The 26,616-nt window shown below is 44.5% G+C and carries 19 protein-coding genes; 5 read left to right on the forward strand and 14 right to left on the reverse strand.

All coding sequences use genetic code 11. The annotated features are described in order from the left end of the window. Nucleotides 1–16: 16 nt before the first annotated feature. Together DB520_RS23410 and DB520_RS23415 are read right to left on the reverse strand one after the other, a co-directional pair. Entirely contained in the window at nt 17–1,435 is a 1,419-nt protein-coding gene (locus tag DB520_RS23410; RefSeq protein WP_114752205.1) for an SLC13 family permease, read from the reverse strand. Nucleotides 1,436–1,535: 100 nt separating this feature from the next. After that, complete coding sequence (locus tag DB520_RS23415; RefSeq protein ID WP_114752206.1) at nt 1,536–3,200, reverse strand: carboxylesterase family protein; 1,665 nt, start codon at nt 3,198–3,200, stop codon at nt 1,536–1,538. A 95-nt stretch (nt 3,201–3,295) separates the two neighbouring features. Here DB520_RS23415 and DB520_RS23420 point away from each other — a divergent pair, with 95 nt between their 5' ends. Continuing rightward, a complete protein-coding gene (locus DB520_RS23420) occupies nt 3,296–4,051 on the forward strand; it encodes an NUDIX hydrolase (protein WP_114752207.1) in 756 nt (251 codons plus the stop codon). Nucleotides 4,052–4,169: 118 nt separating this feature from the next. Here DB520_RS23420 and DB520_RS23425 read toward each other — a convergent pair whose 3' ends face one another. The 4 genes from DB520_RS23425 to DB520_RS23440 all read right to left on the reverse strand — a co-directional run bounded on the left by DB520_RS23425 (nt 4,170) and on the right by DB520_RS23440 (nt 11,982). Next, nucleotides 4,170–4,592, reverse strand: a complete 423-nt coding sequence (locus DB520_RS23425) for a hypothetical protein (RefSeq protein WP_114752208.1) — start codon at nt 4,590–4,592, stop codon at nt 4,170–4,172. Between the two features lie 125 nt (nt 4,593–4,717). Next, complete coding sequence (locus DB520_RS23430; protein ID WP_114752209.1) at nt 4,718–6,190, reverse strand: SusD/RagB family nutrient-binding outer membrane lipoprotein; 1,473 nt, start codon at nt 6,188–6,190, stop codon at nt 4,718–4,720. A gap of 17 nt (nt 6,191–6,207) precedes the next feature. Beyond that, nucleotides 6,208–9,366: a SusC/RagA family TonB-linked outer membrane protein gene (locus DB520_RS23435; RefSeq protein ID WP_114752210.1), complete on the reverse strand. Its 3,159-nt coding sequence runs from the start codon at nt 9,364–9,366 to the stop codon at nt 6,208–6,210. Between the two features lie 393 nt (nt 9,367–9,759). Then, entirely contained in the window at nt 9,760–11,982 is a 2,223-nt protein-coding gene (locus DB520_RS23440; protein WP_114752211.1) for a sodium-translocating pyrophosphatase, read from the reverse strand. Nucleotides 11,983–12,195: 213 nt separating this feature from the next. On the opposite strand from DB520_RS23440, the gene DB520_RS23445 reads away from it, so the two are divergent. Then, nucleotides 12,196–13,917: a cellulase family glycosylhydrolase gene (locus DB520_RS23445; RefSeq protein ID WP_114752212.1), complete on the forward strand. Its 1,722-nt coding sequence runs from the start codon at nt 12,196–12,198 to the stop codon at nt 13,915–13,917. A 98-nt stretch (nt 13,918–14,015) separates the two neighbouring features. Here DB520_RS23445 and DB520_RS23450 read toward each other — a convergent pair whose 3' ends face one another. The 3 genes from DB520_RS23450 to DB520_RS23460 are packed head-to-tail and all read right to left on the reverse strand — an operon-like array spanning nt 14,016 to nt 16,944. Continuing rightward, nucleotides 14,016–14,744, reverse strand: coding sequence for a sulfotransferase-like domain-containing protein (locus DB520_RS23450; protein WP_198675435.1), 729 nt, complete (start codon nt 14,742–14,744; stop codon nt 14,016–14,018). Beyond that, a complete protein-coding gene (locus DB520_RS23455) occupies nt 14,737–15,666 on the reverse strand; it encodes an aminotransferase class IV (RefSeq protein ID WP_114752214.1) in 930 nt (309 codons plus the stop codon). Before DB520_RS23455 ends, DB520_RS23450 begins: the two co-directional genes overlap by 8 nt. 15 nt (nt 15,667–15,681) lie before the next feature. Beyond that, nucleotides 15,682–16,944, reverse strand: coding sequence for a replication-associated recombination protein A (locus DB520_RS23460; protein ID WP_114752215.1), 1,263 nt, complete (start codon nt 16,942–16,944; stop codon nt 15,682–15,684). Between the two features lie 526 nt (nt 16,945–17,470). On the opposite strand from DB520_RS23460, the gene DB520_RS23465 reads away from it, so the two are divergent. The 3 genes from DB520_RS23465 (at nt 17,471) to DB520_RS23475 (ending at nt 22,523) form a co-directional block, all read left to right on the forward strand. Beyond that, the gene (locus DB520_RS23465; protein WP_232835125.1) at nt 17,471–20,668 is read left to right on the forward strand and encodes a SusC/RagA family TonB-linked outer membrane protein; all 3,198 of its coding nucleotides are present in this window, start codon (nt 17,471–17,473) and stop codon (nt 20,666–20,668) included. 33 nt (nt 20,669–20,701) lie between these two features. Then, nucleotides 20,702–22,261, forward strand: a complete 1,560-nt coding sequence (locus DB520_RS23470; RefSeq protein ID WP_114752216.1) for a RagB/SusD family nutrient uptake outer membrane protein — start codon at nt 20,702–20,704, stop codon at nt 22,259–22,261. A gap of 79 nt (nt 22,262–22,340) precedes the next feature. Continuing rightward, entirely contained in the window at nt 22,341–22,523 is a 183-nt protein-coding gene (locus DB520_RS23475) for a Txe/YoeB family addiction module toxin (protein WP_317047784.1), read from the forward strand. A gap of 43 nt (nt 22,524–22,566) precedes the next feature. On the opposite strand, the gene DB520_RS23480 is transcribed toward DB520_RS23475, so the two are convergent. From DB520_RS23480 to DB520_RS23500, 5 genes are all read right to left on the reverse strand, one after another. Continuing rightward, nucleotides 22,567–23,580, reverse strand: a complete 1,014-nt coding sequence (locus tag DB520_RS23480; RefSeq protein WP_114752218.1) for a threonine aldolase family protein — start codon at nt 23,578–23,580, stop codon at nt 22,567–22,569. A 128-nt stretch (nt 23,581–23,708) separates the two neighbouring features. Continuing rightward, nucleotides 23,709–24,641, reverse strand: coding sequence for a glycerophosphodiester phosphodiesterase family protein (locus DB520_RS23485; protein ID WP_114752219.1), 933 nt, complete (start codon nt 24,639–24,641; stop codon nt 23,709–23,711). After that, the gene (locus tag DB520_RS23490) at nt 24,634–25,086 is read right to left on the reverse strand and encodes a DUF2721 domain-containing protein (RefSeq protein ID WP_114752220.1); all 453 of its coding nucleotides are present in this window, start codon (nt 25,084–25,086) and stop codon (nt 24,634–24,636) included. Before DB520_RS23490 ends, DB520_RS23485 begins: the two co-directional genes overlap by 8 nt. A gap of 97 nt (nt 25,087–25,183) precedes the next feature. Beyond that, entirely contained in the window at nt 25,184–26,014 is an 831-nt protein-coding gene (locus DB520_RS23495) for an anti-sigma factor (RefSeq protein ID WP_114752221.1), read from the reverse strand. After that, nucleotides 26,014–26,547 carry an RNA polymerase sigma factor gene (locus tag DB520_RS23500; RefSeq protein WP_114752247.1) on the reverse strand — a complete coding sequence of 178 codons (534 nt, stop codon included), beginning with the start codon at nt 26,545–26,547 and terminating at the stop codon, nt 26,014–26,016. Before DB520_RS23500 ends, DB520_RS23495 begins: the two co-directional genes overlap by 1 nt. Nucleotides 26,548–26,616: the final 69 nt, after the last annotated feature.

Consider the following 26,616-nt stretch of genomic DNA (forward strand, 5'->3'; position numbering starts at 1 on the left):
CTAATCGTTTGTTTTGCTAAACATAAAACAAAGCCCAAACAAAAACTGCTGAAAAGGCTGCTAAAGGTCCAATGAAAATAAAAAAGACGCCTCCTAGCCGAAAGTCCTTTTGTTCCAATAGGCCTGTGCTGTAGGATATAGCATTGGAGGGGGTAGAAACAGGTAGCAAAAGGGAACAAGAACAACTAATGGCAACCATTACTGGCACCGCGATACCATAAAGCCCGGGCAAGGCCAATCCCAAAGGCACCAAAATGGAAGCAGCAGCCGTATTGCTCATCACATTAGACAATAAGACCCCGATTAAGCAAAATAATAAGGCTACGGCTACCATGGGTATGGGAAGTTGGTTTACCTTATCCATCACTATTTCTGCCAGGCCCACCTCCACTAAGGCAATCCCAAGGGCAAGGCCGCCTGCCACCAGCATAAGGGTGTCCCAGGGAAGTGTTCTTACCTGTTCTGCAGCTATTACCTGCGTGAGGGTAAGCAGCACAATGGGTACCGCAGAGGTGGCTGCAATGGGGATTCCATGCAAGGGCTCGGTAAGCCACATCAGCACCGTAAGGGTTAAAGTAAAGATCACGGCCTTCTTTTTAAAAGGGTTTACGCTATTGCTGGATTTTTTCAGTTGAGTTAAGTCCAAACTAACGGAAGAAAAATCATACCGCTTACAAAGGAACTTCCAAAATAACCAAACCAGGAATATGGCAGTTGGAAAACCTACAGCCATCCACTCCACAAAGGTGAGGTTAATTCCTTTTTCTTGAAGGGCACCCACTGCGATGGCATTAGGGGTACTTCCGATAATCGTTCCAACCCCACCTACCGAGGCTGCAGCAGGAATGGCTGTGAGCAGGGCCTTGGAATAGGGGGAGTCTTTACCCAGAAAGTGAACCAGGGGCACAATAGAGGAAATCATCATCGCTGTAGTAGCCGTGTTGGACATGACCATGCTTGCCAGAGCAGTCATCATCATCAATCCCAAAAGTAATCGTTCGGGTATATTGCCAAACCTTTTTACGGTAAAAGCAAAAAGAGCCTTGTCCAATTCCACCATGCTCATACCTTCTGCCAAAAAGAATCCCCCCAGAAGAAGCCATACTACGTTACTGGTCCAGGTACTTACATACAGTTCAGGGGGGGCGGTCTTGTCAAACAAAAAATCGGTGCTGAATCCCACCAACAAACTAGCGATGATAAATATGCCCACGGCAAAAGGGGGAATTGCCTCCGTAACCCAAAGCCCGATGGACAATATACTTATCAGAAAAACATAGTCCACAGCAATACCATACCCCAACTTACGGAAGAAATAGGTGATCACTATAGCCAAGACAAAATTGCCTACAAAAGTAGAAGTGGTAAACACCCAATTCAACTTAAGCCTTCTGTACCACTTTATGGCGGCATACCTGGAGTCGCTATCAAACATTTTGTAAGTGCAAAGGTTCTGACTGCAAAAATAAACAAGGGAATTAACGAATTAAAAACCAAGGTGGGAATTAATTCCATGATTTTTATCATCTTGACACTTAATAGGATAAAATACCCAACTCGCTTAAAGAGTCCTTGTCTTCCTCTTGGATTTTCCAATTGTTGTCAAAATATCCCTCATGCAACATCTCTCCATTTTCAGTATCATACAACTGAAAATCCTTGAATTGGGAAAGGTTTTGATGGATTGGTGACAGGAACCTGTATCCTTGTGCCTTGTCAATTTCCCACCAAGCTGCCCCTTCGTTGATGACTACGTACCCTTTCTCTTTTGGGTAAACATACAAAAGCCCCTTCTTCCCGGATTCATCCTTTAATTTCATCGGTAACTTGTCCTCCATATTTTTGATGATAGAATTACTGGAAGCATCACCGAACAATATGAGGTTGGCTTCTTCCATATCGCTCTTGCGGACCTGATTATCGGCCAATACCCTGGGAAAAAACATAATTCTTCCCAAAAACTCCCCCCTATACCTAGACCAATAGGCGGCCTCCTCTGCAAGTCTTTTTCGGCTTTCCAAAATTTCATCCCCTGGATCATCAGAGGTACCATAAACATACACATGTCTTGAGGAAAAGGCATCATAAACTGGACCTTCTTGACCTACCCTTTTTGTTCTATTTTGAGGCTTATCCTTACCTATTGCCCAATTTCCAGCACCATCTTTTGATACCAAGGTTGGATCGCCAGACCGAAAGGCCAATTCCTTGCCCTCGATGTTTAACTTCATTTCATCTTTGCTTTTTGGATGCCCGGTCAGGTCCAGTTCAAATGCAAAAATACCGTCACACTCCGCTTGCAAGACACCGTCTTCTGCAAAGGACACCTTTATTGTTGCCGTTTCACCTGGTGCTATAGAACTTATGGCTACCCAAAAAGCCTTGCCGTACTTCAGGTGTTTTGCTACGTGGTGGACCTTATCCGGGTATGGGTTTCTTTCAAATTGACCCAGCCACTCAAAAATCCTACCCCCATCATATGCATTTTCCCAGCTATCATGGGCTACCCCCTCGTATTCTTCCAGGTAAACCTGCACCCCAAGTTGCTGAAGTCGATCCACCCAATCTCTCGTTCCGGATATAGGTACTACCGGATCCGCATCTCCATGGAAAAAATGTACCGGAAGATGTTGTGCATTTGGGGCCAGTTCCTGGCTACCCTGCGGGGGTGCAGGGCACACCGGTGCAATGGCAGCCCAGATATCCGGTTTGGTTAACCCTAACCAAAGTGTTCCTCCCCCTCCCATGGAAAGGCCGGTCAGATATATCCGGTTTTCATCGATGGTAAACCTCTCTTTCACATCATCCAGCACGGCATATACATCCTGCTCCGGAATTCCCTGGTAACCGGCCGTTCCTCTAGCGTATGGGGCAGCTACTATATAGTCCACACTCTCCCATTCTTGAAAATAGCGACTTGCTTCCACATCCGTTTCATCTCCTTCATTTGACTTTCCAAAAACCCTCTTTAAGGCAAGCCTGTGATTGGATCCCGCACCGTGAAGCATGATAACCAAAGGATATCTCTTGGTTTCGTCGAAGTCTCCGGGAAGGAAGATAGCGTAGGGTTGGTCGGTGTCATCTGCTTCTGAATGAAATGATAGGACCTGCGGCCCTTCAGATAGGCGTTGGGAAAGCACCCCATTAACCTGAATGAGGCACCAAAATAAAGGCAAGGTGAAAACAAATTTTCTCAACATATATTTGAATTATTCTCTGATTTCAATAGCTTTAAACTTTTAGTGTTTAAATATAGAAATTATTTTTCATTATGTAATAGTTACATTAAACTCCAATGAAGGAAGAAATTAAACCCATTAAAACAAAGGATGAGCCCAATTTAATCCCCCACCTTACTATAGACTGTGTAGTTTTTGGATTTCATGACAGTAACCTGAAAATTTTATTGCTTAAATGGAAAAACACGAAGGGGTGGAGCCTGCCTGGAAGTGTAGTCATGCAAGAGGAGTCCATAGACGAGGCTGCTAAAAGAATATTGAAGGAAAGGACGGGTTTAAAAGACATTTTTCTAAGGCAGTTTCATACCTTTGGGGAGGTAAAAAGGTATGACCTGGAAAGACACCGGAATCTTTTATCCCACCTTATTGAAAGAAATTTATGGTATGAAAGGGCGATTTCCATTGGATACTATGCCTTGGTAGATTATAAATCGGTTTTTCCCAATCCGGATGAATTTACGGACGACTGCGAATGGTGGGATCTACATGATCTGCCCACCCTACTTTTTGACCATAAACAAATCTTAGACAAAGCCCATCACTCTCTCAGGTTGGAACTCAATTTTCAACCCATAGGATACAACCTCTTGCCGAAAAAATTCACCATGCCGGAATTGCAGCGTCTGTATGAGGCCATTCTCCAAAAGAAAATTGACCCTAGGAACTTCCAAAAAAAAATATTGAAAACCGGGGTGGTAACAAGACTAGATGAGGTAAAAAAAGGAGTAGCACATCGGGCACCATTTCTGTATTCCTTTGATTGTAAAAAGTATCAGCAAGTGCTTGAGGATGGCGGGTTGTTTTTTACCTAAACCTTAATGGGACGCCGAGTACCTTTCTTGTTTGGGTTTCCTCACTTTTTGGAACGGATATAAAAATACCTCCTTCATTCACGTCTGAAGGAGGTATTTGGTGTGAGGGTTTTTAGAACTATAAATTTTCCGGGGTTTCTACTTGCAGGTTTGCATTTCTTCCATTGCTCAGTTCATTGGCCGTAATCACTTCAAGCCGTAGGGTTATCACGGTACCCTCTGCCAACTGAGGGACATTATAGGTAAAGGAACCCTCATAAGAGTCCCTCAAATTATGCCCGGAAACGCTTCTGCTGTCAACCTCCGAGGATTCCCCGTTGAGGATTTGAACCAACCTGAGTCCTGTCACTGGCTCGTGTTCAGAATAATAGCGGTAATTTGCAGTAATAGAAGTACCCGGCTGGGCAGCACTTTGAGAAAGGGTGAATACCGGAATGGTAGCCACTCTACCCACCAAATCATATCCCTCTTCGTAGGTTTCAAAGCAACCTGAAAGTGCTATGAATATGAGGAAACTAAGGTAATATTTCAGTTTTTTCATTTGTTTATAATTTATTTTTCAGCAGTCTGATGGAATCTCGCTTTGATAATCATCCCCCCGTGTGTCGTTTGCGTCATGCCCTGACTGCCGTCAGGACAGGCTCGATTTCATCTTTTCTATTAGTGTTATAAATCCCAAAAAACCTTCGCCAACCTACTGGTTTCAGGTATATTGGCCGCATTATTGTCCAACTCTGAAGTAGGGTACAAGAACCTTCTTGGGAAGGCATTATTGGTGGGGTTACCAGGCGCAGGGCTTAGTTCTGGAATTCCAGAAACGGTTGGTGCCGCCCCAGCGGGAATACTTCTCCTCCAGTCTGCCCATGCCTCCGTTTCCAAAAACATGGCTATGTATTTTTCGGTGAAAATCTTTTGCATCCCATTATCCTGAATAGTAGTGCCTGTTTCGCTGGCAAAACGGTCTTCATAGGGTTGGTGGGCACTGCCTGTTACCCTTAGGATACTTGCTTTTACAGCTTCATTAAAGGCTTCCGCTGCCCTATCAAAATTGCCCAATCTATAATGAGACTCGGCCTCAATAAACTTCACCTCTTTATATGTAATTAAATTTGTCATTGCACTGGCCGAATTCACGTAGGGTCCCAAAAAAGACCTGTTGGCGACAATGGGGTCACCAATAGGTGTACCCACAAATTCACCACTAGGGTTTCTGCTTATATAATATTCCAAACGGGGATCATTTACCCCTGGCTCTACCCTATCCACGAGCAGGTCAATAAATTCTTGGGACACTGAAATGTTGTTTTGTCCGAAAGTACCCAGTAGAAAGGTGTGCCATGGGCCTGCCGCATCAGGAGTGTTTCCAAAGCTCACTTTCATTTCCGAATCATTGCTTTCAAAGGTACCCGATGCAATGGCTTCAAGTGCCAGTTCTGCGGAACCCATTGGGTCAATTTTGCTGAGGTGATTATAATACCTTGCCTTTGCTGATTTGGCAGCCTGTATCCACCGAAGCCTGGAGTTAGCCCTCCAGTTACTCTCGTTGGATGCTGGAAAAATCAAGTCATTGGTAGCAGGAGAAAAACTACTGCTGCCTTCTAAATCCTCAATACCCTGATCCAATAGTCGCTGAATCTCTTCATACAAGGCCTCTCCAGAGTCGTAAACCGGTCTGGGATAGTTTTCTAAATCCAACGCTTGAGAATATGGGACATCTCCCCATAGATCCACCAAATACCCTAGCAACATTGCCATTTGTACTTTGGCCACTCCCCTATAATGAAGTGCCCCACTTTCGGTAGAGAGTTGGATGATATTATCTAAATCCTTCATGGCTCCTGCGTAAAAGTGGTTGGTCCAAGTACTCTGGAAGTTGACAGGAAGGTAGTCATAAATGGTAATATTCAATTGCACATTAAGTGTACCTGCCATGTATTGCAGAAAGGAACTTGTGGATTGGGAGCTAAAGTCTGCTATGGCCCAGGTCATATTTGCCTGAGTAGCTGGCAACATGACATTTACCCCCACCTCTGTGACAGCATTAGGATTAATATTGGCCTCCTGTAAGTCACAGGAAGACACCCAACAAAAGGCTGCTAACCCAAATATATATTTGATTTTTCTTATTAAAATCTTCATTGCTTCATGAATTATGATTAAAAACCTGCCGTCAAACTGATACCAGCACTTCTGGTAGTCGGCGTACCAAAGGCATCCACACCCAAAGATGAATTCGGCCCATACAGGTTTGTCTCTGGATCCACTCCGGAATAACCTGTGAAAAGCAACAAGTTTCTGCCATAGGCAGAGACATCCAGTCTTTTCATCTTTAACCGGTTAGCTATAGCGTTTGGGAAAGTATAGGTAAGGGTTACATCCCTCAACCTAACCCAAGAGCCATCTTCTATAAAGCGCTCAGCAATATTTCTGTTTCCAGTATTGGCATTATAGTAACTAAGATCATCTATCAATACCTGTTGGTTATTGGTGGAGCCATCTTCCAATACTCCCCTGAAAACCACCAGGCTTCCCCTATCTGTTGTGGCCTCGGCCACTCCCTGAGCCCTCATCCAGTTTGCAGTGACATTTGCCACGTCACCACCTACTCTTATGTCCCATAGAAAGGTGAGCAGGAAGTTTTTATAAGTAAGGTTGTTGCGTAATCCTAACAGAAAGTCAGGAGTAGGATCCCCTAGCCTGACATCCCCGGATGGATTTTCATCAGAGGGCTGTTCCTGCATGGGATATCCATTGGCACCAATAATCACATTACCCTCTCCATCCCTTCGGAAACCAGTTCCATAAAAAACTCCATAGGGTTCCCCTTCTATAAGTTGAGGCCTCAAATTACCGAACCCTCCCAAGGCAATCCTATCCACAGGTAAATCCAACACAGTGTTTCTGTTTCGGGTGAAATTAGCCACAATATCCCAGGAAAACTCAGCTGTGGACACAGGAGTGGCATTACCTACAATTTCCCATCCCCTGTTCTCTATAGTACCAGCATTGATCCATTGAGAGGCAAAACCAGTGCTGCCTGGTACAGATACCGCTATGATCTGATCAATATTCCTTTCCCGATAATAGGTGACATCAAACCCGAGGCGGTTTTCAAAAAACCTGAATTCTCCTCCAAATTCCCAAGTCTTGTTTCTTTCCGGTCTCAAGGTAGGGTTTCCTGCACTAGAAGAAAGGGCTACGGCACCTATGCCACTTGGTGTGGGAAAGACAATGCCTCCACCCCATACCCCGCTTATATTGGCCCTGTTATAGTAGGTCTGATCCCTGTAGGGGTCTGTGTCACGGCCAGCTTCTGAATAGGATGCACGGAGCTTACCAAAGGAGAACACCCCCTCATCCAGATCAAATGCCTCCGAAAACACAAATCCAGACCCTATAGAGCCGTAAAAGAAACTATTGTTGGGAGGAAGAAGAGTAGAGGTCCATTCATTTCTACCATTCATCTCCACAAACAAATAATTCTTGTAATCTATAGAAGCCCTAGAAAATACTGCTGCGGTTCTTTTGGTGTTTAAATTTTGTATCTGCACTTGGTTTGTTTGGGTGTTGGCGATATTGTATAAACCAGGGATTGCCAAGTTTCTTCCATCAAAATACTGTCTTTCATTGGCTCTAGAAAAGTAATTGTTGCCCACCATAAGGCTGAGATTAAAATCACCTACCTCTTTGGAGCCCGTAATCACTAGGTCGGAGTTTAATATCCTGTCATTGTAGGTGTCCTGGAGTACCCTTCCTCCCGGCAGGGCATCCCCTCCAAAACTGCCCACTGCCCATTGCTGTTTCCGCTTATCAGAGGCAACATCCGTTCCGACCCTATACATGATATTAAGCCATGAAGTAGGGTCGTAGTTCACCTGTATATATCCCAAAAGCCTATTCACCTCATCGGTAAAGGGGTTGTTGTTTACCGTCCAGAAAGGATTGTCTGGGGAATTGTTTCGAAAGGCCCTTTGCCTGCCATCAGCCAATTGAAAACCAGCTGAATTGTCAAAACTGGGAGGTGTACGAATTGTACCTTGTACCACATCTGCGAAATTATCTCCCCTCCCGAATCTCGCACTAGTGCTATGCGTATAAAAAGCAGACCCGGTGACTCTTAATTTTTCCGTAATGGAAGTTTCTGCCGTCAATCGGATTGTCCTTCTTTTATACTCATTATTTGGAATGATCCCGGTTTGATGAAAATCACCTACGGAAAGGAAATAGGAACTGTTCTTATTACCAGCCGATATACTAATATTGTTGTCAAGTGTCAAACCATCCTGAAAAAAAACATCTTGGTTATTGACAGGCATCATGGTCTCAGAAGCAATTGCATTGGGATGGTTCATATCGACCAAATTCCCTCTGGGATTATCTGGGGCAGGGGTACCGTCAAACCTCAATGTACTTAGGGGTGGCCCAAAGTGGCCAAAGGTACCCCTACCGAAAAGACCCCTATCCCCTTGCGCATATGTCATTTGCGCAGGAAAATTCCGCATGATCCTGTCCACCGATGTATTGGAAGAAAAATTCACAGAAACATTCTGAGTATCGGATCGGCTACCTTTTTTTGTAGTAATAATAACCGCACCACTTCCAGCCTGCAGGCCATACAACGCCGTAGCTGCCGGCCCTTTTAACACGTTGATGGACTCAATGTCATTAGGGTTGATGTCTATTGCACGGTTTGCCACATCTACTCCTGAAGACCTGGATGTCGTACGAAAGCTATTGTCTATGGGTACCCCATCAATAACAAACAAAGGCTGGTTTTCCCCTGAAATGGAAGACATCCCCCTAATCACGATACTAGATGCCGCTCCAGCAGAACCACCTTGGCGAGTTACCTGTACCCCTGCCACTTTCGCGTTTAAGGCATCTACCATATTGGGTTCCCTAGAGAGAAACAATTCCCGGCCCTTTACCTCCTGGGTAGCAGATACCAATGCCTTTTTATCTTGCTCTATTCCAAAGGCTGTGACCACTACCTCGGAAAGCTGGGCGATATCTGGAACCATGGCCACATTTACTGTACTTCTGCTTCTTACTTGAACAGTCTGGCTCTTGAATCCGATGTAGCTGTACTCCAGGGAGGCATCACCAGAGGGCACAGATAACGAATATTTCCCGTCTAGATCGGTTATTGTTCCGGTGGTAGTCCCTTGAACTATCACACTGACTCCTGGTAAAGGCCCTCCGTCATCCTGGGAGGTGACAGTGCCGGATACTTCGGTTTCTTGAGACCAGGCGGTTCCCAAGAAAAACAACCACAGCACCGATACCAGCAAATAATTGGTAAAACGATTTTTCATGCAATTATAGTTATGGTTAGAAATTAAGTTGTCACCTCTTCCAAATCAAAAACAAGGTCAGGCCTTAACCTAGTGACAATATTTTATTAAAACTGTCAATTTCACGCTTTTGTTTGGCAATTCGCCCTATTTAATAGGGCTTTACTTATTTAAAACAAGGTTAATTTTAGTTTAATATTAAGATATATCCATGTAAAAAACACAAAAAATACATTAAATTTTAACGGATATACAGAATAATTGATGAATTTAATAAATTATAACCTTAATTATCAAAAAAATGAATTGATTATAACTTACTTTATAGTAAATAACTAGACATTCAAAAGATCAAAAAAAAATCGCTAGCAAGTCATCTTGCTAGCGATTTAGAATAGGGTCAATTTGACGCTATTAGTGAACTTCCAATTCTTCCATATCCGCAATATCGTTGGGAGTGTAGTGCACCACCTTTTCTATTGGATCAGCTGGCTCTGTTCCAGAAAGTCCCAAGGGAGTAACTCCTGGGATAAAAGGAGCGATCACTATGGAAACAATGGAGGTAAGCTTGATCAATATATTCATGGAGGGTCCAGAAGTGTCTTTGAAGGGATCGCCCACGGTATCTCCCGTCACAGAGGCCTTGTGGGGCTCAGACCCTTTATAAAACATCTCTCCATTTATCTCCACTCCTTTTTCAAATGATTTCTTTGCGTTGTCCCAGGCTCCACCGGCATTGTTCTGGAATATGCCCATCAAAACCCCGGATACAGTCACTCCCGCTAACATTCCACCCAATACCTCATGACCAAATAGAAATCCTACTACAATGGGGGACAAAAGAGCTATGGCTCCCGGTGCTACCATCTCTCGAATGGAAGCCTGGGTGGAAATCTCCACGCATTTCTCATAATCAGGCTTGGCCTTGTATTCCATGATACCAGGTATTTCTTTAAATTGCCTTCTCACCTCATTTACCATGTCCATTGCCGCCCTACCCACTGCGGCAATGGCCAAGGAGCTAAATATAAATGGAATCATAGCCCCTACAAACAGACCTGCTAACACATCTGCCTTATAAATATCGATACTGGAAATACCTGCTATCCCCACATATGCGGCAAATAAAGCCAAAGCGGTAAGCGCTGCTGATGCAATAGCAAACCCTTTTCCTGTAGCGGCCGTGGTGTTTCCTACTGCATCCAAAATGTCTGTCCTCTCCCTGACTTCTTTGGGTAAACCCGACATTTCAGCGATACCACCAGCGTTGTCTGCAATGGGGCCGAAAGCGTCTATGGCAAGTTGCATGGCGGTAGTGGCCATCATCCCCGCCGCAGCAATGGCAACGCCATACAAGCCTGCTGCTAAATAGGAGCAAAAAATCCCTGCTGCCAAAACCAGGATAGGCAAAACGGTGGATTGCATACCAACTGCCAACCCACCTATGATGTTGGTGGCATGGCCTGTACTGGACTGCCTTATGATAGAATTCACAGGTCCCCTTCCCATAGCCGTATAGTATTCCGTAATGATACTCATCAGGGCACCCACGATTAAACCTATGAAAACCGCCATAAAAACTCCCATTTTGGTGAAAGTCAAGGATTGATCTCTCATCATGACTAAATCACCTTCCGGCAACATAAAATCAATCAGGAAAAAAGAAGCTGCAACCGTAAGTATAATGGAAATCCAATTCCCCTTGTTCAATGCTGCCTGTACACTGCCATTTTCATCGGCAATTTTAACAAATAATGTACCTACTATGGAAAAAATCAGCCCCATGCCGGCAATTACCAAAGGTAAAAGTACAGGAGCTATTCCACCTAGGTTATCATTAGAAATAATCTCTCTACCCAAAACCATGGAGGCCAAAATTGTGGCTACATAAGATCCGAAAAGATCAGCTCCCATTCCGGCCACGTCGCCCACATTGTCGCCCACATTGTCAGCGATGGTGGCTGGGTTCCTAACATCATCCTCCGGAATACCTGCTTCTACCTTGCCAACCAAGTCTGCACCTACATCTGCTGCCTTTGTGTATATCCCCCCACCAACTCTGGCGAAAAGCGCAATGGATTCAGCGCCGAGTGAAAACCCCGCCAGAACCTCCAGAGCAGTCTCCATTTCATGCCCATTTACATCACCTCCCTGGGAAGTTACAAACATGTAATAAAACACGATAAACAAGGATCCCATCCCCAGGACAGCCAATCCTGCAACACCAAGTCCCATCACGGCTCCCCCATTGAAGGATACGTTCAAGGCTTTTTTCAGGCTGGTCTTAGCCGCCTGCGTGGTTCTTACATTTGCCTTAGTGGCAATTTTCATCCCCAAGTAGCCGGCAAAGGCAGAAGCCACGGAGCCTATTAAAAAGGCAATAGCTATTACAGGACTGGAATTCTCCAACAAGGTGCCTGACCAGCCTAGAATGATGGCAGCGATGACCACAAAATAAACCATCACCTTCCACTCAGCTTTTAGAAATGACATCGCACCGCGGGCAATATAACTGGACAACTCCACCATATTCTGCTCGCCGGTGGGCTGTTTACTCACCCAAGCCGATTTTATCGCCATGACCAAAAGGCCAATTAGCCCCAAAAAAGGCACCAAATAAAGAAATACTTGTTCCATATTACCAACTTAAAGGAAAATTTAAAATTAGATCATCCGGCAAATATATTATTTATCATAATGCCCACAATGAAGAAACTGTATTATTCGGTACTTATGGAAGTTTTTAAAGCCTATTTTGAAATTTATAACAAAATAAAGTGAAGTTCGAGCCATTTTCCCGGATTTCTAATGCACATTTCAAAAAAAAATAAAAACCATTAACTTAATGTCGTGATAAAATGGATATTCCTTTGGGTTTGGCTTTTGCCCACCTTGTTGTCGGCTCAGAAGCAGAATGTATTTCAGGTCAACGAAAGGCTGGGAAAAGGGATTAACCTTGGAAACATGTTTGAAGCCCCTTCCGAGGAGGCTTGGGGCAATCCCTTTAGGGAGGAGTATATTGCTCAAATTGCCGAATTGGGATTTGAACATGTCAGAATACCAATTCGGTGGGACACGCCCGAACGAACCCTGATGCAATCTCCATACACTATTCAGCCTGAATTTTTCGAACGGGTTTCCCAAGTAGTGCAATTATGCCTGGATCAAGGACTATTGGTAATTATCAATATGCATCACCATGACGACCTTTTCCAAAATCCCAACTTGCATAAGGAAAGGTTTTTGGCCCAGTGGCAACAGATTTCAGAATACTTTAAAGATTTCACGGAGGACCTGCTCTTTGAGGTAATGAATGAACCTCACGATGAATTAACCCCTGAACTTTGGAACCAATATTTTTCTGAAGCCTTAACTCTGATTAGAAAGGAGAATCCCGAAAGAGTCGTACTTATGGGTACGGCAGAATTTGGTGGCGTAAGTGGTATTTTTTCTCTAGAGCCCCCAGTAGATGAGCACCTTATTGTTACTGTCCATTACTACGACCCCTTCACATTTACCCACCAAGGGGCAGATTGGGTAGGCGAACATACCTATGATTGGCTGGGCACAAATTGGTATGATTTGACCTATGAACGGGAAGGCATAGCCTCCCAGCTTGAACCCTTGGTGAAATTTTCCGAAAACCACAACATCCCAATACATATAGGCGAATTTGGTGCTTATGAAAAAGCCGATATGGACTCGAGGATTCGTTGGACAAACTTTGTGGCCAGGCATGTAGAATCACTGGGATTTAGCTGGGCATATTGGGAGTGGAGCGCAGGTTTTGGCATATATGACCCAACCACAAATACACTTCGGGAAGAACTTGCCAATGCCCTCCTTCATTCACCACTTTTAGAGGCACGGGAATCCTACCCTCAAACTATTTATGAAGCCAATTTTGAAGAAAGTACTGAGGGATGGAATCTATTGACACAATCAGGGGCCCAGGCCAGTCTCCATCTAGTGGATGACCATCTTCAAATCTCGATTCAGCAAACAGGCAGTGAAGGTTGGCATGTACAACTTAGCAAAGGGAATATCACTTTAGAGGAAGGACAAATCTATGGTGTTAGCTTTACTGCATATGCAGAGGATATCTTGCCAGTGACACAGTATCTTGGCCAAAATACAGCTCCATTTTCATCCTATACCGGGTACCAAGGCTTTCAAATTGAAGAATCAAAGAAGACCTTTTCCTATGTATTTACCATGAACAGTCCTACTGATGAAAACTCAAGGGCTGTGTTTGACCTGGGAAGCTTGGCTTCCAATATTCGATTGGAGAGTTTCAAAATAGAGAGATTGGACTTTCTGGTAGCTTCCCTTCCAAGAAACAACCCTGAAAGCAAAACAGAGATCTACCCTAACCCCTTCTGGGATTTCCTAACCATAGAACAAGCAAAGCAAGGAGACCGATTGGAGATTTACGACCTCAAAGGAAGGAAATTCCAAGACCATACCGTCATCGATAGGGGAAGGGTAAACTTATCCTACCTTCCTGCCGGCGTTTACCTGATCCGGATTAAGGAAGTACAGGGACATTGGATAAGGGTTATTAAAAAATAATTGGTATCGGAATGCTCACCCTCAAAGTAAACGAATCCAGATCAAATTGGAGGGATGCATTTTTTCTCCTTTCCGCTGCCCTCAGGCAAGAAGGGTGGCTACGAAGTCAATTCTTTGTAATGCCTTTCACAAATAGCAAACAAATCGCTAAGACCTGAAGGGACTTCCTCCTTCTTTGCCTTGTAGGGTTGAAAACCTCGGGACTGATGCACGTTTTTATACCAGTATTTTGCCCAAACCCCATCTTCTGGTATGGATCCAGGTTTCCAACTCAGCATGGCTTTTTCAAAAGGGATTTTCAAAAAATCGCATATCTCTCTCAGCCGTTTTTCCGGATTGAGCAATATTTCCTGAGTGTCCACCACCTTCACTGGAATTCCTAACCGTCTGCAATGTCTATACAAATATACCTGGTCTTCGTAACCAGTGTCCTTTAGGCTGGGATTGGGAATTATTTTGGTAAAGGAGGTGATCATTTCCTTTGGATCTCGGGTAAGTAGTAAATTATACCCCTTGTCCAGAAATTCCAAAGGCAACCCTTCTAAATGATGGGTCATGTTTTTATAGAAAATAACGGGTTTATCCTCCCTTTCCAACATGGATTGAAGTACTTTTCTGCCGTCTGTTTCCATGGAGTTCAAAATTTCATCAGCACCCGGATGGTAGGTCTTTGCACTGGTTTGATGCAGGTAATGACCATATAAAGGTTCGTCTACCACTGCCGTGTCACTTCTTTGGGCGAAACTATACATTAAGGCTGTGGAAATGTTTCTTGGACATGACCATAGAAAAATTCTTTTCACCTCATCTACTCCTTTATTATCCATTTTTTAGATTTATTTTGATTTCCTCCTGAATCATTTCTTCATAAGCCACCTGTAGTCTTTCAATGATTGGTGAATGCTTATCATTGCCTATGGATTTTCCATCTACTTTGGTCACTTTGGTGATTCCTCCAAAGGTACCCGTCACAAAAGCTTCCTCCGCCCCGTAAACTTCGAATAAAGAAAAGTCTTTCTGCTTGCAGGGAATCCCTAGTCGCTTACAACAGGATATGACATGGGACCTGGTAATTCCATTCATGCAATATTTTCCTGTAGACGTCCATACCTCTCCATTTTTTACCATGAAAAAATTAGTTGCGTTGCAGGTGGATACGAATCCGTTGATATCCAACATCAGGGCCTCATCTGCCCCGGCCTCTATGGCCTGTATCAGGGCTTGGACTTCGTGCAATTTGCTGTGGCAATTTAATCTGGGGTCAAGGTAGTCCGGAGATCCTCTTCGTATAGTACTGGTAAAAAGTGTAATGCCTCGTTCTTTGGTGTCCTCAGAGGCTATTTTATGTTCTGCTATGATTACCATATTTGGCCCACTCACTGTAAGACGAGGATCTTGAGAAGGGGTCTTTTTTATGCCCCTGGTTATCATGAGCCTTACATGGATATGGTCCTTCATTTGGTTGGCTTCCAGTGTGTGCTTTACTTCCTTTATGATTTCCTGCCTGCTCAATGGCAAATGCATTCCAATCACCTTGGCCGATTGCCAAAGCCTGTCTAAGTGCTCATTCACAAACAACAGGCAGCCCTGGTGAACCCGGAAGCCCTCCCATACGCCGTCCCCTACCAGGTAGCCACTGTCGTAAACCGATATTTTGGCTTCTTTGCGAGGGAAAAGCTCACCGTTTACAGAAATAAGGATGTTTTCATTTCTGGGATCCTCTATGGCATCATGTGTTCCTTTTGGCATTAGTAATCAGTTGTTTTAGTAACCGTATTTTTTCTTCCATCTTTGGAGTAAAAACCTCCTCAGTTCGTTTTCTCTGGGATTTTGACCAGGATCGTATAGCTGCCTGTTCTTTAGTTCGTCTGGCATGAATTCTTGCTCTATAAAGTTGTTTTCAAAATCATGCGCGTATTTATAAGCTTTCCCGTAATTCAAGTCCTTCATCAGCTTGGTGGGGGCATTTCGAAGGTGCAAAGGCACAGAAAGATCCCCCGTTTCCTTTACCAAAGCCTGGGCCTGGTTAATGGCCTTATACGAGGCGTTACTCTTTGGGGAACTGGCCAAATAAGTCACGCATTGGGAAAGTATGATCCTGGATTCTGGATACCCTATTACCTTTACCGCTTCAAAACAATTGGTGGCCAACAAAAGGGCATTAGGGTTTGCGTTTCCGATGTCTTCCGAGGCCAGGATTAGCAAACGACGGGCGATAAATTTCACGTCTTCGCCCCCTTCTATCATCCTGGCCAACCAATATACCGCTGCATTTGGGTCAGATCCACGTATGGACTTTATAAAGGCAGATATTATATCATAATGCTGTTCCCCCGACTTATCGTACAAGGCCACTTTTCGTTGGGCTATTTCCGTCACCAATGCATTGGTGATTTCGCAAACGTTCTCGTTTATACTGTCGATCACTATTTCAAAGAGATTTAGTAGCTTTCTGCCATCCCCTCCAGAAAGCCGAAGTAACGCCTCTGTCTCTTTGAGTTCAATATTTTTGGTTTGCAACTCCCCGTCCTTTTCCATTGCCTGATGCAGCATCGCTTCCAGTTCATGCCTTCCCAGTGAGTTTAGCGTAAACACCTGACACCTGGAAAGCAAAGCAGCATTTACTTCAAATGAGGGGTTTTCTGTAGTCGCTCCTATAAGACGAATGACCCCCTTCTCCACCGCACCTAGCAGGGCATCTTGCTGGGACTTGTTAAACCGATGTATCTCATCAATAAAGAGCACCACTCCTCTTTGAAATTTGGCCTTCTCAATTACCTCACGAATATCCTTCACCCCTGAGCTGATGGCGCTTAGGGTGTAAAACGGAACCTTGATTTCATTGGCAATGATATTGGCAATGGTGGTCTTGCCCACTCCGGGAGGTCCCCAAAGGAACATGGAGGGCACATTGCCGGACTTTATGGCTTTAAAAAGAAAGGCAGAAGGTGCGCTTAGGTGCTCCTGGCCAATCAGGTCTTCCAAACGGGTAGGCCGCATGCGTTCTGCCAGAGGTGTCGTGTTCATGCTACAAAATTACAATAAATATGGGTAGGGCTGGAATGAAATTCCAAGCTATAATCAATTCTTTTTTATTGTTGAACTTTGCCTCTTCTGGCAATGGATTTTCCAAGTTTTTTCCCTCTTGGATTCACCTAAAGATCTTCCAGATTTCTTAACAAAAAATTTATTTAAGAAACTTGACAACCTGATAAATATTATTCTAAATTTACTGTAATTAAAGCCATATGTTCTACTATTATCAGTATTTATAAAATATAGTTTTAATACTAGGCCATTTCACGCTTTGGTTTGCAATCATGTTTTCAGTTTTCAACATTATAATCTATTTCTTATGAAAGCAGCAAGCACCAGTTAGTTATTTCGGAATTCGAACAATCTACAATTTCACGTATTTTAAAAAACCAATCAACAAGTGTCCTAAATAACTGATTAGTTAGTTCCGGTGATATTTTTTAGCTTCATTATCAATTTTTTCGGAACCTAGCCTAGCCAGCATGTCAGAAGGCTGTTGATACAAACTTTACTTCCAATGTTTAAATTTCTAAAAATGCCCCCAAAAAACTGGGGAGTATGTCTCCTGGTATCCGGATGTTTGCTCGGAAGCCTGGTAAATGATGTGCAAGCCGTTTCATCCAACCTGAAAAGTGGAAAGCTGGCCAATGTGGTTTATGATGTGTCCGTAAGAGGAAAAGTCACTGATGAAAACAATTTGCCCCTGCCTGGGGCAACCATTTCCATTCAGGGGACCACCCGTGGAACGATTTCCGACATAGACGGTGACTTTTCTATTGTTGTTCCTGAAAATTCAAATTTGGTTGTTTCATTTATCGGTTATCAGTCTCAGATCATTCGAATTACCAACCAATCCATGCTAATCATCAAGATGCAGCAAGATGACTCCGCCTTAGAAGAGGTAGTGGTGATTGGCTATGGTACTCAGCGTAAATCTGACCTTACTGGCTCTGTAGGATCGGTAGGTGCTCAGGAGCTAAGTGAGAGACCTGCCCCTTCCCTTAACCAAGCCTTGGCAGGAAGGGTAGCAGGTGTGCAGGTCAACACAAACTCAGGCAGACCCGGTGGAAGAACCAACGTAAGGATTCGCGGCTTCAGCTCTATCAACTCCTCAAACAACCCACTTTATGTGGTAGACGGCGTGATGCTGCCTATGGGAACCATGGATCAAGCCAGCAACCCGATTGATTACATCAACCCCAACGACATCGTTTCAGTAGAGGTACTGAAAGATGCCTCTTCCACTGCCATTTATGGTTCCAGGGGAGCAAACGGTGTCATACTAGTGACCACCAAAAAGGGAAAAGCCGGGGAAGGTACAGTCACTTACAATGCAGATTTCAGTGTGAATACCATAGGCCCCAATCGCCCTGAAGTATTGAATGCAAGAGAATATTTAGAAGTGGAAGAACTTGCTTGGCGAAACATGGAAAAATATGACCCGGAAGGTTGGGCCGCAGGAAGGTGGGCCTATCTGAACCCTGTGCTGCGCAGAACCGACCCGCGAATTTTCGATGCAAACGGAAACCCTAAGTTTGACACAGACTGGTTCAAAGAGACCACCCAGAATAAAATATCGCAAAACCATCAACTTGGTTTCACGGGTGGAAATGATCGTACGGCCTATTCCCTCTCATTGGGATACAGGGATGACCAAGGACTTTTGAAAACCTCCTACCTGACCCGGTATTCCTCCCGGTTCACGATTGATGACCAAGTGAAAAGCTGGTTGACCATTGGTGGCACCATCAGTTATAACAATCAGGAGGAAAATTTGGTAGACGTTTCTGACGCTGTTCCTAGACAGATTGTGGAGGACTTTCCTTTCATGCCTGTAAGGTACGAGGACGGAACCTTTGCCAATAACCGGGACTACCCGTTTGCTGAAGGCACCATGAGTTCCATGCATAGACTCTATGGTAGGAGATATGTGCTGAACACCCAGACTACTCTAGGGAGTGCCTATTCCAATATCAAGTTTGCAGAAGGTCTAGAAATGCGCACTGTATTGGGGGTCAACATTATGACACAGGAGAACAGCCAATCCAGTACACGTACGCTGTCCATTGCCCAAAACGGGACAGCCTCCAAGAGCATGAGACGGGACAGTTTCTGGTCGCTGGAGAATTACCTTACCTACAATAAGGTGTTTGCGGAAAGGCATTCCTTCACCGGACTGCTTGGTATTTCATGGCAAGAAAACACATTAACAACCATGAATGCAAGCATCCAGAACTTCGCCACAGATTTCTTCACTTTTGACAATTTAGGTGCCGGTTCTCAATTGCCCAGAGTAGGTTCAGGAGCATCTAGACATGCCTTGAGTTCTTATTTCGCAAGGATCAATTACAACCTGGACGGTAAATACCTATTCACCGCCACCGGGAGGGCGGATGGTTCTTCAAAGTTTGGTGAAAACAACAAGTTTGCCTACTTCCCATCTACGGCAGTAGCATGGAGGCTCTCTGAAGAGGGTTTTTTGAAAAACCACTCCATCATTTCAAATTTAAAACTTAGAGCAAGCCATGGACTTACCGGAAACTCCGAGATCCCTCCCTATTCCGCATTGGCATTGTTGAGTTCCAACTACTCTGCCATATACAACGAATCCCAAGTAGGGGGGACTGGAATCAACAGGTTGGCCAACCCTGACTTAAGATGGGAGAAAACAGCACAAAGTGATATAGGCTTGGAGTTAGGGCTATTCATGAACAGGATAACTGTCGAATTCGACTATTATTATCGTAAAACCACCGATATGCTGCTTGACTCCCCAGTCCCTAGAACGAGTGGGTATGCCACCATTCGAAGCAACGTGGGTTCCATGCAGAACCAAGGAATCGAATTTACGCTGAATACCGTGAACATCGAGAAGGCCGATTTCACCTGGAACACCTCCTTTAACCTCTCTGCAAACCGGAACAAAGTACTTTCACTGGCAACGCCAGCCGATATCTTCGGTGTAGGAGGCCCTAATTTCACCAACCAAACCAACATCATCCGTGTAGGGGAGCCTGTAGGGTCATTTTGGGGCCTGGTGAGACTGGGCACCTGGAGTGAAGCCGAAAGGGATGAAGCGGCAGAGTATGTTAGCTATAGAAACGGCCTCACCATCCTGCCTGGTGACATCAAATACTTGGATGTAAATGGCGACAAAGCGATCAATGATTCCGACCGGATGATCATAGGAAACGGTAATCCCAACTTGTGGGGGGCAATGAACAACAGTGTCCGCTTCAGAAACTGGGACTTTACCCTGGAATTCCAATACATGTATGGCAATGACATATTGGACATGAACCTGCACCCCAGTGAAGACAGGCAAGCCTTGGCCAATAGCTACCGCACGGTGCTAAACGCTTGGACTCCAACCAACCAAAACACCATGATTGCGGAAATCAGGGATACCCGTGCCGGCTATGTGACCAATGTGGATTCCCATTGGGTGAAAGATGGTTCATTTTTGAGGGGACGAAACCTGCTAATCGGATACACCTTTCCCGCAGAAGTGGCCAACAGAATCAAATTGAATAGATTGAGGATTTATTCCACCGCGCAAAATTTCTTCCTGATCACAGGAAAGGACATTATAGGTGATCCGGAGGTGGCACCCATAAGGGGAGGAGATGGAAACAACGTTTTTTCCCAAGGAATGAACTGGCACGCCTACCCAAAGCCCACCACCTATATGTTAGGGCTTCAGGTGACCCTGTAATTTTTAAAGGATTTAACCTAAAACATTGTAATCATGAATACCATAAATAAATATAAAAGCATTTCCTGTTTAGTGATAGGAATAGTCCTCAGCAGCATTGTCAGCTGTACCGATTTTCTTAAAGAGGAAGATCCATCAAACCTCACTCCTGGATCATTCTATACCATACCTGACCATGCAGAGGCAGCACTTGCCGCGGTTTATGCAGATATGAGGTTTTATGGAGGTGACGGAGGGATTTTCTCTTCTACGTGGCAATTGCTGGAGGCCCCCACAGGTACCTCCACGACAGAAACGGCACAAAATTCCGACCTGAACAACCTCTACGGACTAATTTATGACGGGCGCACCCAACATGTGATAAACTGGTGGAACGGGCTTTATAAAGTCATTGCCCAGGCAAATATGGTGGTAGATAGAGTTCCGGCAATTTCTCCAATGGATGAAAACCAAAAGAAAAAAATAATTGGAGAGGCTCGGTTCTTACGTGCATGGGCATACTTCTATGCCGTAAGGCTCTGGGGAAATGTGCCACTTATTACCGCACCTCAAACGGCCAGCTCAGAAGACTTTAAACCCTCACCTTCACCACAAGAGGAAGTTTATAATTTGATTGTGGAGGACTTGTTGGCGGCAGAGGCAGCCGGATTGCCTTGGATGGACCCGAGTGGAAGAATATCCCTGGCAGCAGCTAAATCGCAATTAGCGAAAGTCTATCTGACCATGGCAGGCTATCCACTGAATAAGGGAAACCAATACTATCAACTGGCAGCCAACAAGTCACTTGAAGTCATTGAATACGCCAATGCTAATCCAGGATTGATAAACTTATACCCCAATTATGGCGACCTGCACAATGAAAATAGCGGAAATCGGTTGGAACACCTTTTTATGATCCAATATAACGTGATCGTTGCCGGCAATCCCATGAACAATATGTTTCCAAACTTTAAGCCTGTGACTTTTCAGGGACCATCAGGAACTGGTAGTACAGTGCCAACTATTGAATTTTACAATTCCTATGAGCAAGGAGACAGACGAACAGTCAACCAAGAAGGGTTTTTCTATACCAGCTATTACACCAATGGCAGCGGAGAACCTTTCGACCTGGGTGCTCCCTACATCTTCAAACACTTTAACCGGGCAGCACTTGGCACATTTGGTGTTCCCGGAAACAGGGCCAACAACCTAAATGTTCCCTTGATCCGTTTTGCGGAAGTCTTGTTGATGTATGCGGAAGCGCAGAATGAGGTGGGAGGCCCAAATGCACTGGCGCATGAAGGCTTAAAGCGTATCCGCGATAGAGCCACCCTCACTACCCCTGCATTGGGTGAGTTCACCACAGACTCTTTCCGTGAGGCCGTGTGGCGAGAGCGGTGGCATGAGTTATGCTATGAGCAAATTACCTGGTTTGATATGATTCGGCTCAGAAAAGTGTATAATGAGCTTACAAATGGTTTTGAAAATTTTGTAGGACATGTCAACCTGAGCTCCAATCAGCCGTTGCGAAACATGCATTTGCTAATGCCTTTTCCTCTGCCTGAAATGCAAAACAACCCTAATCTGGTTCCTCAAAACCCAGATTATCCTTAATAGCAGATAAATGTTACACCATTAAAGCGGCCGCAAAGGGGCCGCTTTTTTTTGGGTGGTTAGCTAGACCTTGTTATCGGTGGGATACAATCAGCTCATTATTGAGGCAACGAGAACTCCATTGGCAGGGACTGGTAAACCGGAACCCCTCAAACATGACCTTTGCGGTTGGTGGTCTCGCAGAATTGACCTAGAACATCGATTGGTCTACCGCATAGAAAAGGATGCGATCATCATTCTCCAGTGCCGGTATCATTATTGAAGATGGTCACGGAAATTCAAGACTGAACAGCGTAGTGTTCGTATCAACTTAAGTTTTGTAGCCTGCTTCTTAACTCTTCAAGCATATGGTCGGTGAAATCCAAGTGTGTCACAAACCGGATCTGGTCTTTACCAAACTTGACAGCCTTTATACCCATCTCTGCCAATTTACCCAACATTTCTTCAGGAATGACGCTAAGTTTGGCTATCACGATATTAGTTTGCACCGGAAGAACTTCCTCTACTGATGGATGCACGTCCAAAAGTTCTCCAATTGCCCTTGCTCTTGCATGGTCTTCTTCCAGGCGCTGCACGTGATGGTCCAGTGCGTAAATAGCCGCAGCAGCAAGAAAACCTGCCTGCCTCATTCCGCCCCCGAGTGATTTGCGAATTCTCCTGGCTCGCTTGATATCCTTCTTACTTCCCAAAAGCAGCGAACCTACCGGGCAACCCAGCCCTTTGCTCATGCAAACGGAAAGGGTGTCGAACATCTCCCCCCAATCCGAAGGTCGGTCACCCGTCACTGCCAATGCGTTAAATAACCTTGCACCATCCAAATGCATTTTTATACCCTGACTACTACAAAGTTCCTTTATGGGATGTACCTCTTCCAAAGTATAAATACTTCCCCCACCCTTGTTCATGGTATTCTCAAGTGCCAAAAGGGTAGTTTCACAGGCATGTACATCATCGGGACTGATGTGCTCGGCAATGGTCTCAGCCGAAATCTTTCCATATGCCCCTTCCAAAAGTTTGACGGATGCATGGGCATTGGACATAATCCCTCCTGCTTCATATAGATAAATATGCGAATCCTTATGGCAAATGACTTCCTTTTGCGGGCCAGCATTAAGTGTAATGCCGATTTGGTTGGTCATAGTCCCTGACGGACAGAACAAGGCCGCCTCTTTGCCAAATAGTGTGGCCACCTTCCGCTCCAGTTCATTTACCGTAGGATCCTCACCAAACACATCGTCCCCTACCGCTGCGGTGTACATGGCCTCGAGCATTTCCTTGGTTGGTTTTGTGACCGTATCTGAGCGCAAATCAATTGTCATCCCTTTTAGTTTTATTCTCCTCACCCGAAAACCCTGTTTTCCAACTTAGGCAGCAGAATGAAAAGATCATTTATGCTACGAAAGTAAAACATTCCCTTGGATTAAGCTCACATTGCGTATGGCGGATTTTAATCGAAAAAACTCTTCATTTTCGAATTTTCCGGTATTAGCTCAATCAAAGCCTTGGCTGCTTCAATTGGCCTGTCAGTGGCCAATATATCTGCCCCCCTTTTTATATAGGGGAGGTAGGTGGCATCTCCCCTAGCTTCCGCTCTTCTGTCTAAGTTACCGATAACCCCTAGAATGGTGAACACCCCTTTACCATGAAGAAGCCGGTTAAAAGCCTCAGGCCTTTCAGAAGTTCCTGTAAAAGCGATCCAGTTTTCCACCGGAATACCGGAATCCTCGTGCATCCTCAACTCCTCTTCGTTCCTTATAGTCAGGGATAACATCAAATCGGGGTCTAATTGATGTACTTTCTTGGCGGCAGCCACATTGTAGGTGATTACTGCAGCATAGGAGTGCGCATGGTATTTTTGAATTGCCTCCACTACCTTTTCGAAAGGGACCTCCCTTTTGATGTCCACGGTGAATACCGTCTTTCCCCTCCCCCACTCCAAGGCATCCTCAAATGTGGGAACCCTAAACTCCGTTCGATCTCCTTCCCTGTCAACCAAATAAAGTTCCTGTATTTCCTTGAAGGTATAGTCTCTCACCTCCCCACTTCCTGTGGTAGTTCTATCCAGGGTATTGTCGTGCATCAATATCAATACCGAGTCTTTGGTGATAGCCACGTCGAATTCAATGATTGCGTGGGTGTGTTCCAATACATGCTCAAATGCCTCTATGGAATTTTCAGGATAACCCGGATAAGGCCCACCTCTGTGCGCAGAAACCATAGGAACTCTATCGGCTGACCAAGAAAAAAACTTCTTAGCTTCCTCTGTGCTTTTCAAAGAAATCCGATGAAGATCAAGTTGATCTACTTCCGTCCTTTTATCGTCACAGGAAGAACAGGCAATAAATAGGAACACCCAAAAAGCGGAAACAAATTTATTCATCGGGCTTATCCTTTTTAAACAAGAAGTCCAACTTCCCTGATCCGGAGGGAAAATGCTTTTCCATATCTTGGATTTCCAATTTTAAGGCTTGGGTAGAAACCATAATTTCTACAAAGGAAATTACCAGGGAAATCAATAAGGATAGCATGCTTCCAATAAACACATAATCGGCTGCCTCCCCTGCCTCAATAAAAATGAGGTACATACAAACCACACAAAACAAAAAACTCAACACCCCAAAAAGTTGCATGTACTTAATCATACTCAACCTGCTTTTGAGATTCTGAATTTGCCCTACTATGAGTTGCTCATCTGGGTTCTCAAGGTACTTTTTATGAAGCCCCCTGATGAGACTGGCTGTGGCGAGAAACCTATTGGTATAAGCCAACATCATTAAGGTAATAGCGGAAAACAACAGGGCAGGAGTGGAAAGTTGGAGCTCCATATATAAGGATCTGAAATGTGCGCTGAAACCGAAAGATAAAACAAAAAAACCCGAAACCATAAAGACCCGGGTTAACTCCTTTTAAATAAACGAGGGGCTAAACTTCTCCAAGAACCACTAATTGTTCCAAATTTGGAGCCTGGCTCCCTCCTTTGGGCTCAATGGTAATCGCAAAGGCATCCGCTTCAGCTATTGCCTGCATCTGTTGCAAGGTGAGTCTTTCGCCTGGGTCCACAAGTCCTATGCCTATAGGTCCTTCAGGACCTATCGCCCAAAGCTGGTAATCCCGCTCCTCGTCCAAAACGGCCAAATTGTCCACTGACAACAACACCTCTCGAGAGGTTCTATCCCAGAAAACATCTACCCGGGCATCTTCCTGCATAGGCAATCCTTCCCCTTTCATAAACACCCTTTCAAAATTCCCACTAAGGAGTTTGTCCATTTGGGTGTCCAGACTTTCTAGCCTAACCTGATTACTCTGAAGATCCTCTGCTAAGATGGCATTTTGCTCTACTAGTGTCGTAAACCTTTCTTCAGCATCGTAATATTGAATAGCAAAAAACACTGCTAGAATACTGGAGATGACGGCAACCACAGCAGCAGCTGCTGCAAAGCGTTTCCACGGCCCTACTTTCACAGTTTTGGTGTTGGTCTCTGCTGCAGGGGGGATCATTTTCTTAGAGGATGTTTTCTTTACAGATAGCTCACCCTCTAAGTCAGCCATAATTTTAGTCTTTAGACCAGCAGATGGCGCCTGGGTTGCCCTATTGTCAAAATTAAACATGGCCTCCTCGATTTGGTCTAGCTCCTCCTGAATTTCGGGATGTTGTTTCGCCATGGAAACAACTTCCTCCCGCTCTCTTTCAGTGAGCTCTCCCAATACGAAGAGTTCAAGTTTACCGGACGATATGTAGGCTTGGATATCCACTAAATTTTATCTGCTTTTCTTTTTAAGACATTTATGGCCGCACGGATTCTCGATTTCACTGTTCCCAGTGGAATACCAAATTTTTCTGAAACCTCGGTGTGGGTATAGCCTTGGAAGTAGATACAGTCTACTATGAATTTTTGTTCCTCATTTAGGTGCTCCACCAATTCCTTCACGCCGATTCCATCCACCTTTTCAGAGGTCCCTGATTGGCTTTCCATACCATATACGTAATCGTCTATGGAGTTAGTTTTTCTGTTTTCTGAAAATTCCTTCGACCTAGTCTTATCTATAGCTGTATTCCTACAAATATTGGCCATCCAGGTATAAAGCCTACCCTTGGACTCATCATAGGAATCAATTTTTCGGGTTATTTTAACAAACGCATCGTGAAAAACCTCCTCTGCAATATCCTTATCAGAAATAATTCTACTGATAACAGCGAATAAAGCCCTGGAATAATGGTCATAGACATATTCCACGGTTTGCTTATCCCTGGCCCGAAGCCCTGTTATGAGTGATTGTTCTTCCAATGGATTGGTTAGGGTAAAAAAAAAGCACATACAAAAAACATTGTATGTGCTCGAAATTTATATATACTT

It is taken from the genome of Pleomorphovibrio marinus, assembly GCF_003347495.1.
GTDB classification, from domain to species: Bacteria; Bacteroidota; Bacteroidia; order Cytophagales; family Cyclobacteriaceae; genus Pleomorphovibrio; species Pleomorphovibrio marinus.

Excerpts from the sequence above, each read along its gene's own strand:
- DB520_RS23460 (WP_114752215.1), bottom strand. The coding sequence starts at position 16,944 with ATGAACACGACACCTCTGGCAGAACGCATGCGGCCTACCCGTTTGGAA.
- DB520_RS23455 (WP_114752214.1), bottom strand. The coding sequence starts at position 15,666 with ATGCCAAAAGGAACACATGATGCCATAGAGGATCCCAGAAATGAAAAC.
- DB520_RS23425 (WP_114752208.1), bottom strand. The coding sequence starts at position 4,592 with ATGAAAAAACTGAAATATTACCTTAGTTTCCTCATATTCATAGCACTT.
- DB520_RS23420 (WP_114752207.1), top strand. The coding sequence starts at position 3,296 with ATGAAGGAAGAAATTAAACCCATTAAAACAAAGGATGAGCCCAATTTA.
- DB520_RS23470 (WP_114752216.1), top strand. The coding sequence starts at position 20,702 with ATGAATACCATAAATAAATATAAAAGCATTTCCTGTTTAGTGATAGGA.
- DB520_RS23465 (WP_232835125.1), top strand. The coding sequence starts at position 17,471 with ATGTTTAAATTTCTAAAAATGCCCCCAAAAAACTGGGGAGTATGTCTC.
- DB520_RS23480 (WP_114752218.1), bottom strand. The coding sequence starts at position 23,580 with ATGACAATTGATTTGCGCTCAGATACGGTCACAAAACCAACCAAGGAA.
- DB520_RS23430 (WP_114752209.1), bottom strand. The coding sequence starts at position 6,190 with ATGAAGATTTTAATAAGAAAAATCAAATATATATTTGGGTTAGCAGCC.
- DB520_RS23435 (WP_114752210.1), bottom strand. The coding sequence starts at position 9,366 with ATGAAAAATCGTTTTACCAATTATTTGCTGGTATCGGTGCTGTGGTTG.
- DB520_RS23415 (WP_114752206.1), bottom strand. The coding sequence starts at position 3,200 with ATGTTGAGAAAATTTGTTTTCACCTTGCCTTTATTTTGGTGCCTCATT.
- DB520_RS23410 (WP_114752205.1), bottom strand. The coding sequence starts at position 1,435 with ATGTTTGATAGCGACTCCAGGTATGCCGCCATAAAGTGGTACAGAAGG.
- DB520_RS23490 (WP_114752220.1), bottom strand. The coding sequence starts at position 25,086 with ATGGAGCTCCAACTTTCCACTCCTGCCCTGTTGTTTTCCGCTATTACC.
- DB520_RS23440 (WP_114752211.1), bottom strand. The coding sequence starts at position 11,982 with ATGGAACAAGTATTTCTTTATTTGGTGCCTTTTTTGGGGCTAATTGGC.
- DB520_RS23450 (WP_198675435.1), bottom strand. The coding sequence starts at position 14,744 with ATGGATAATAAAGGAGTAGATGAGGTGAAAAGAATTTTTCTATGGTCA.
- DB520_RS23485 (WP_114752219.1), bottom strand. The coding sequence starts at position 24,641 with ATGAATAAATTTGTTTCCGCTTTTTGGGTGTTCCTATTTATTGCCTGT.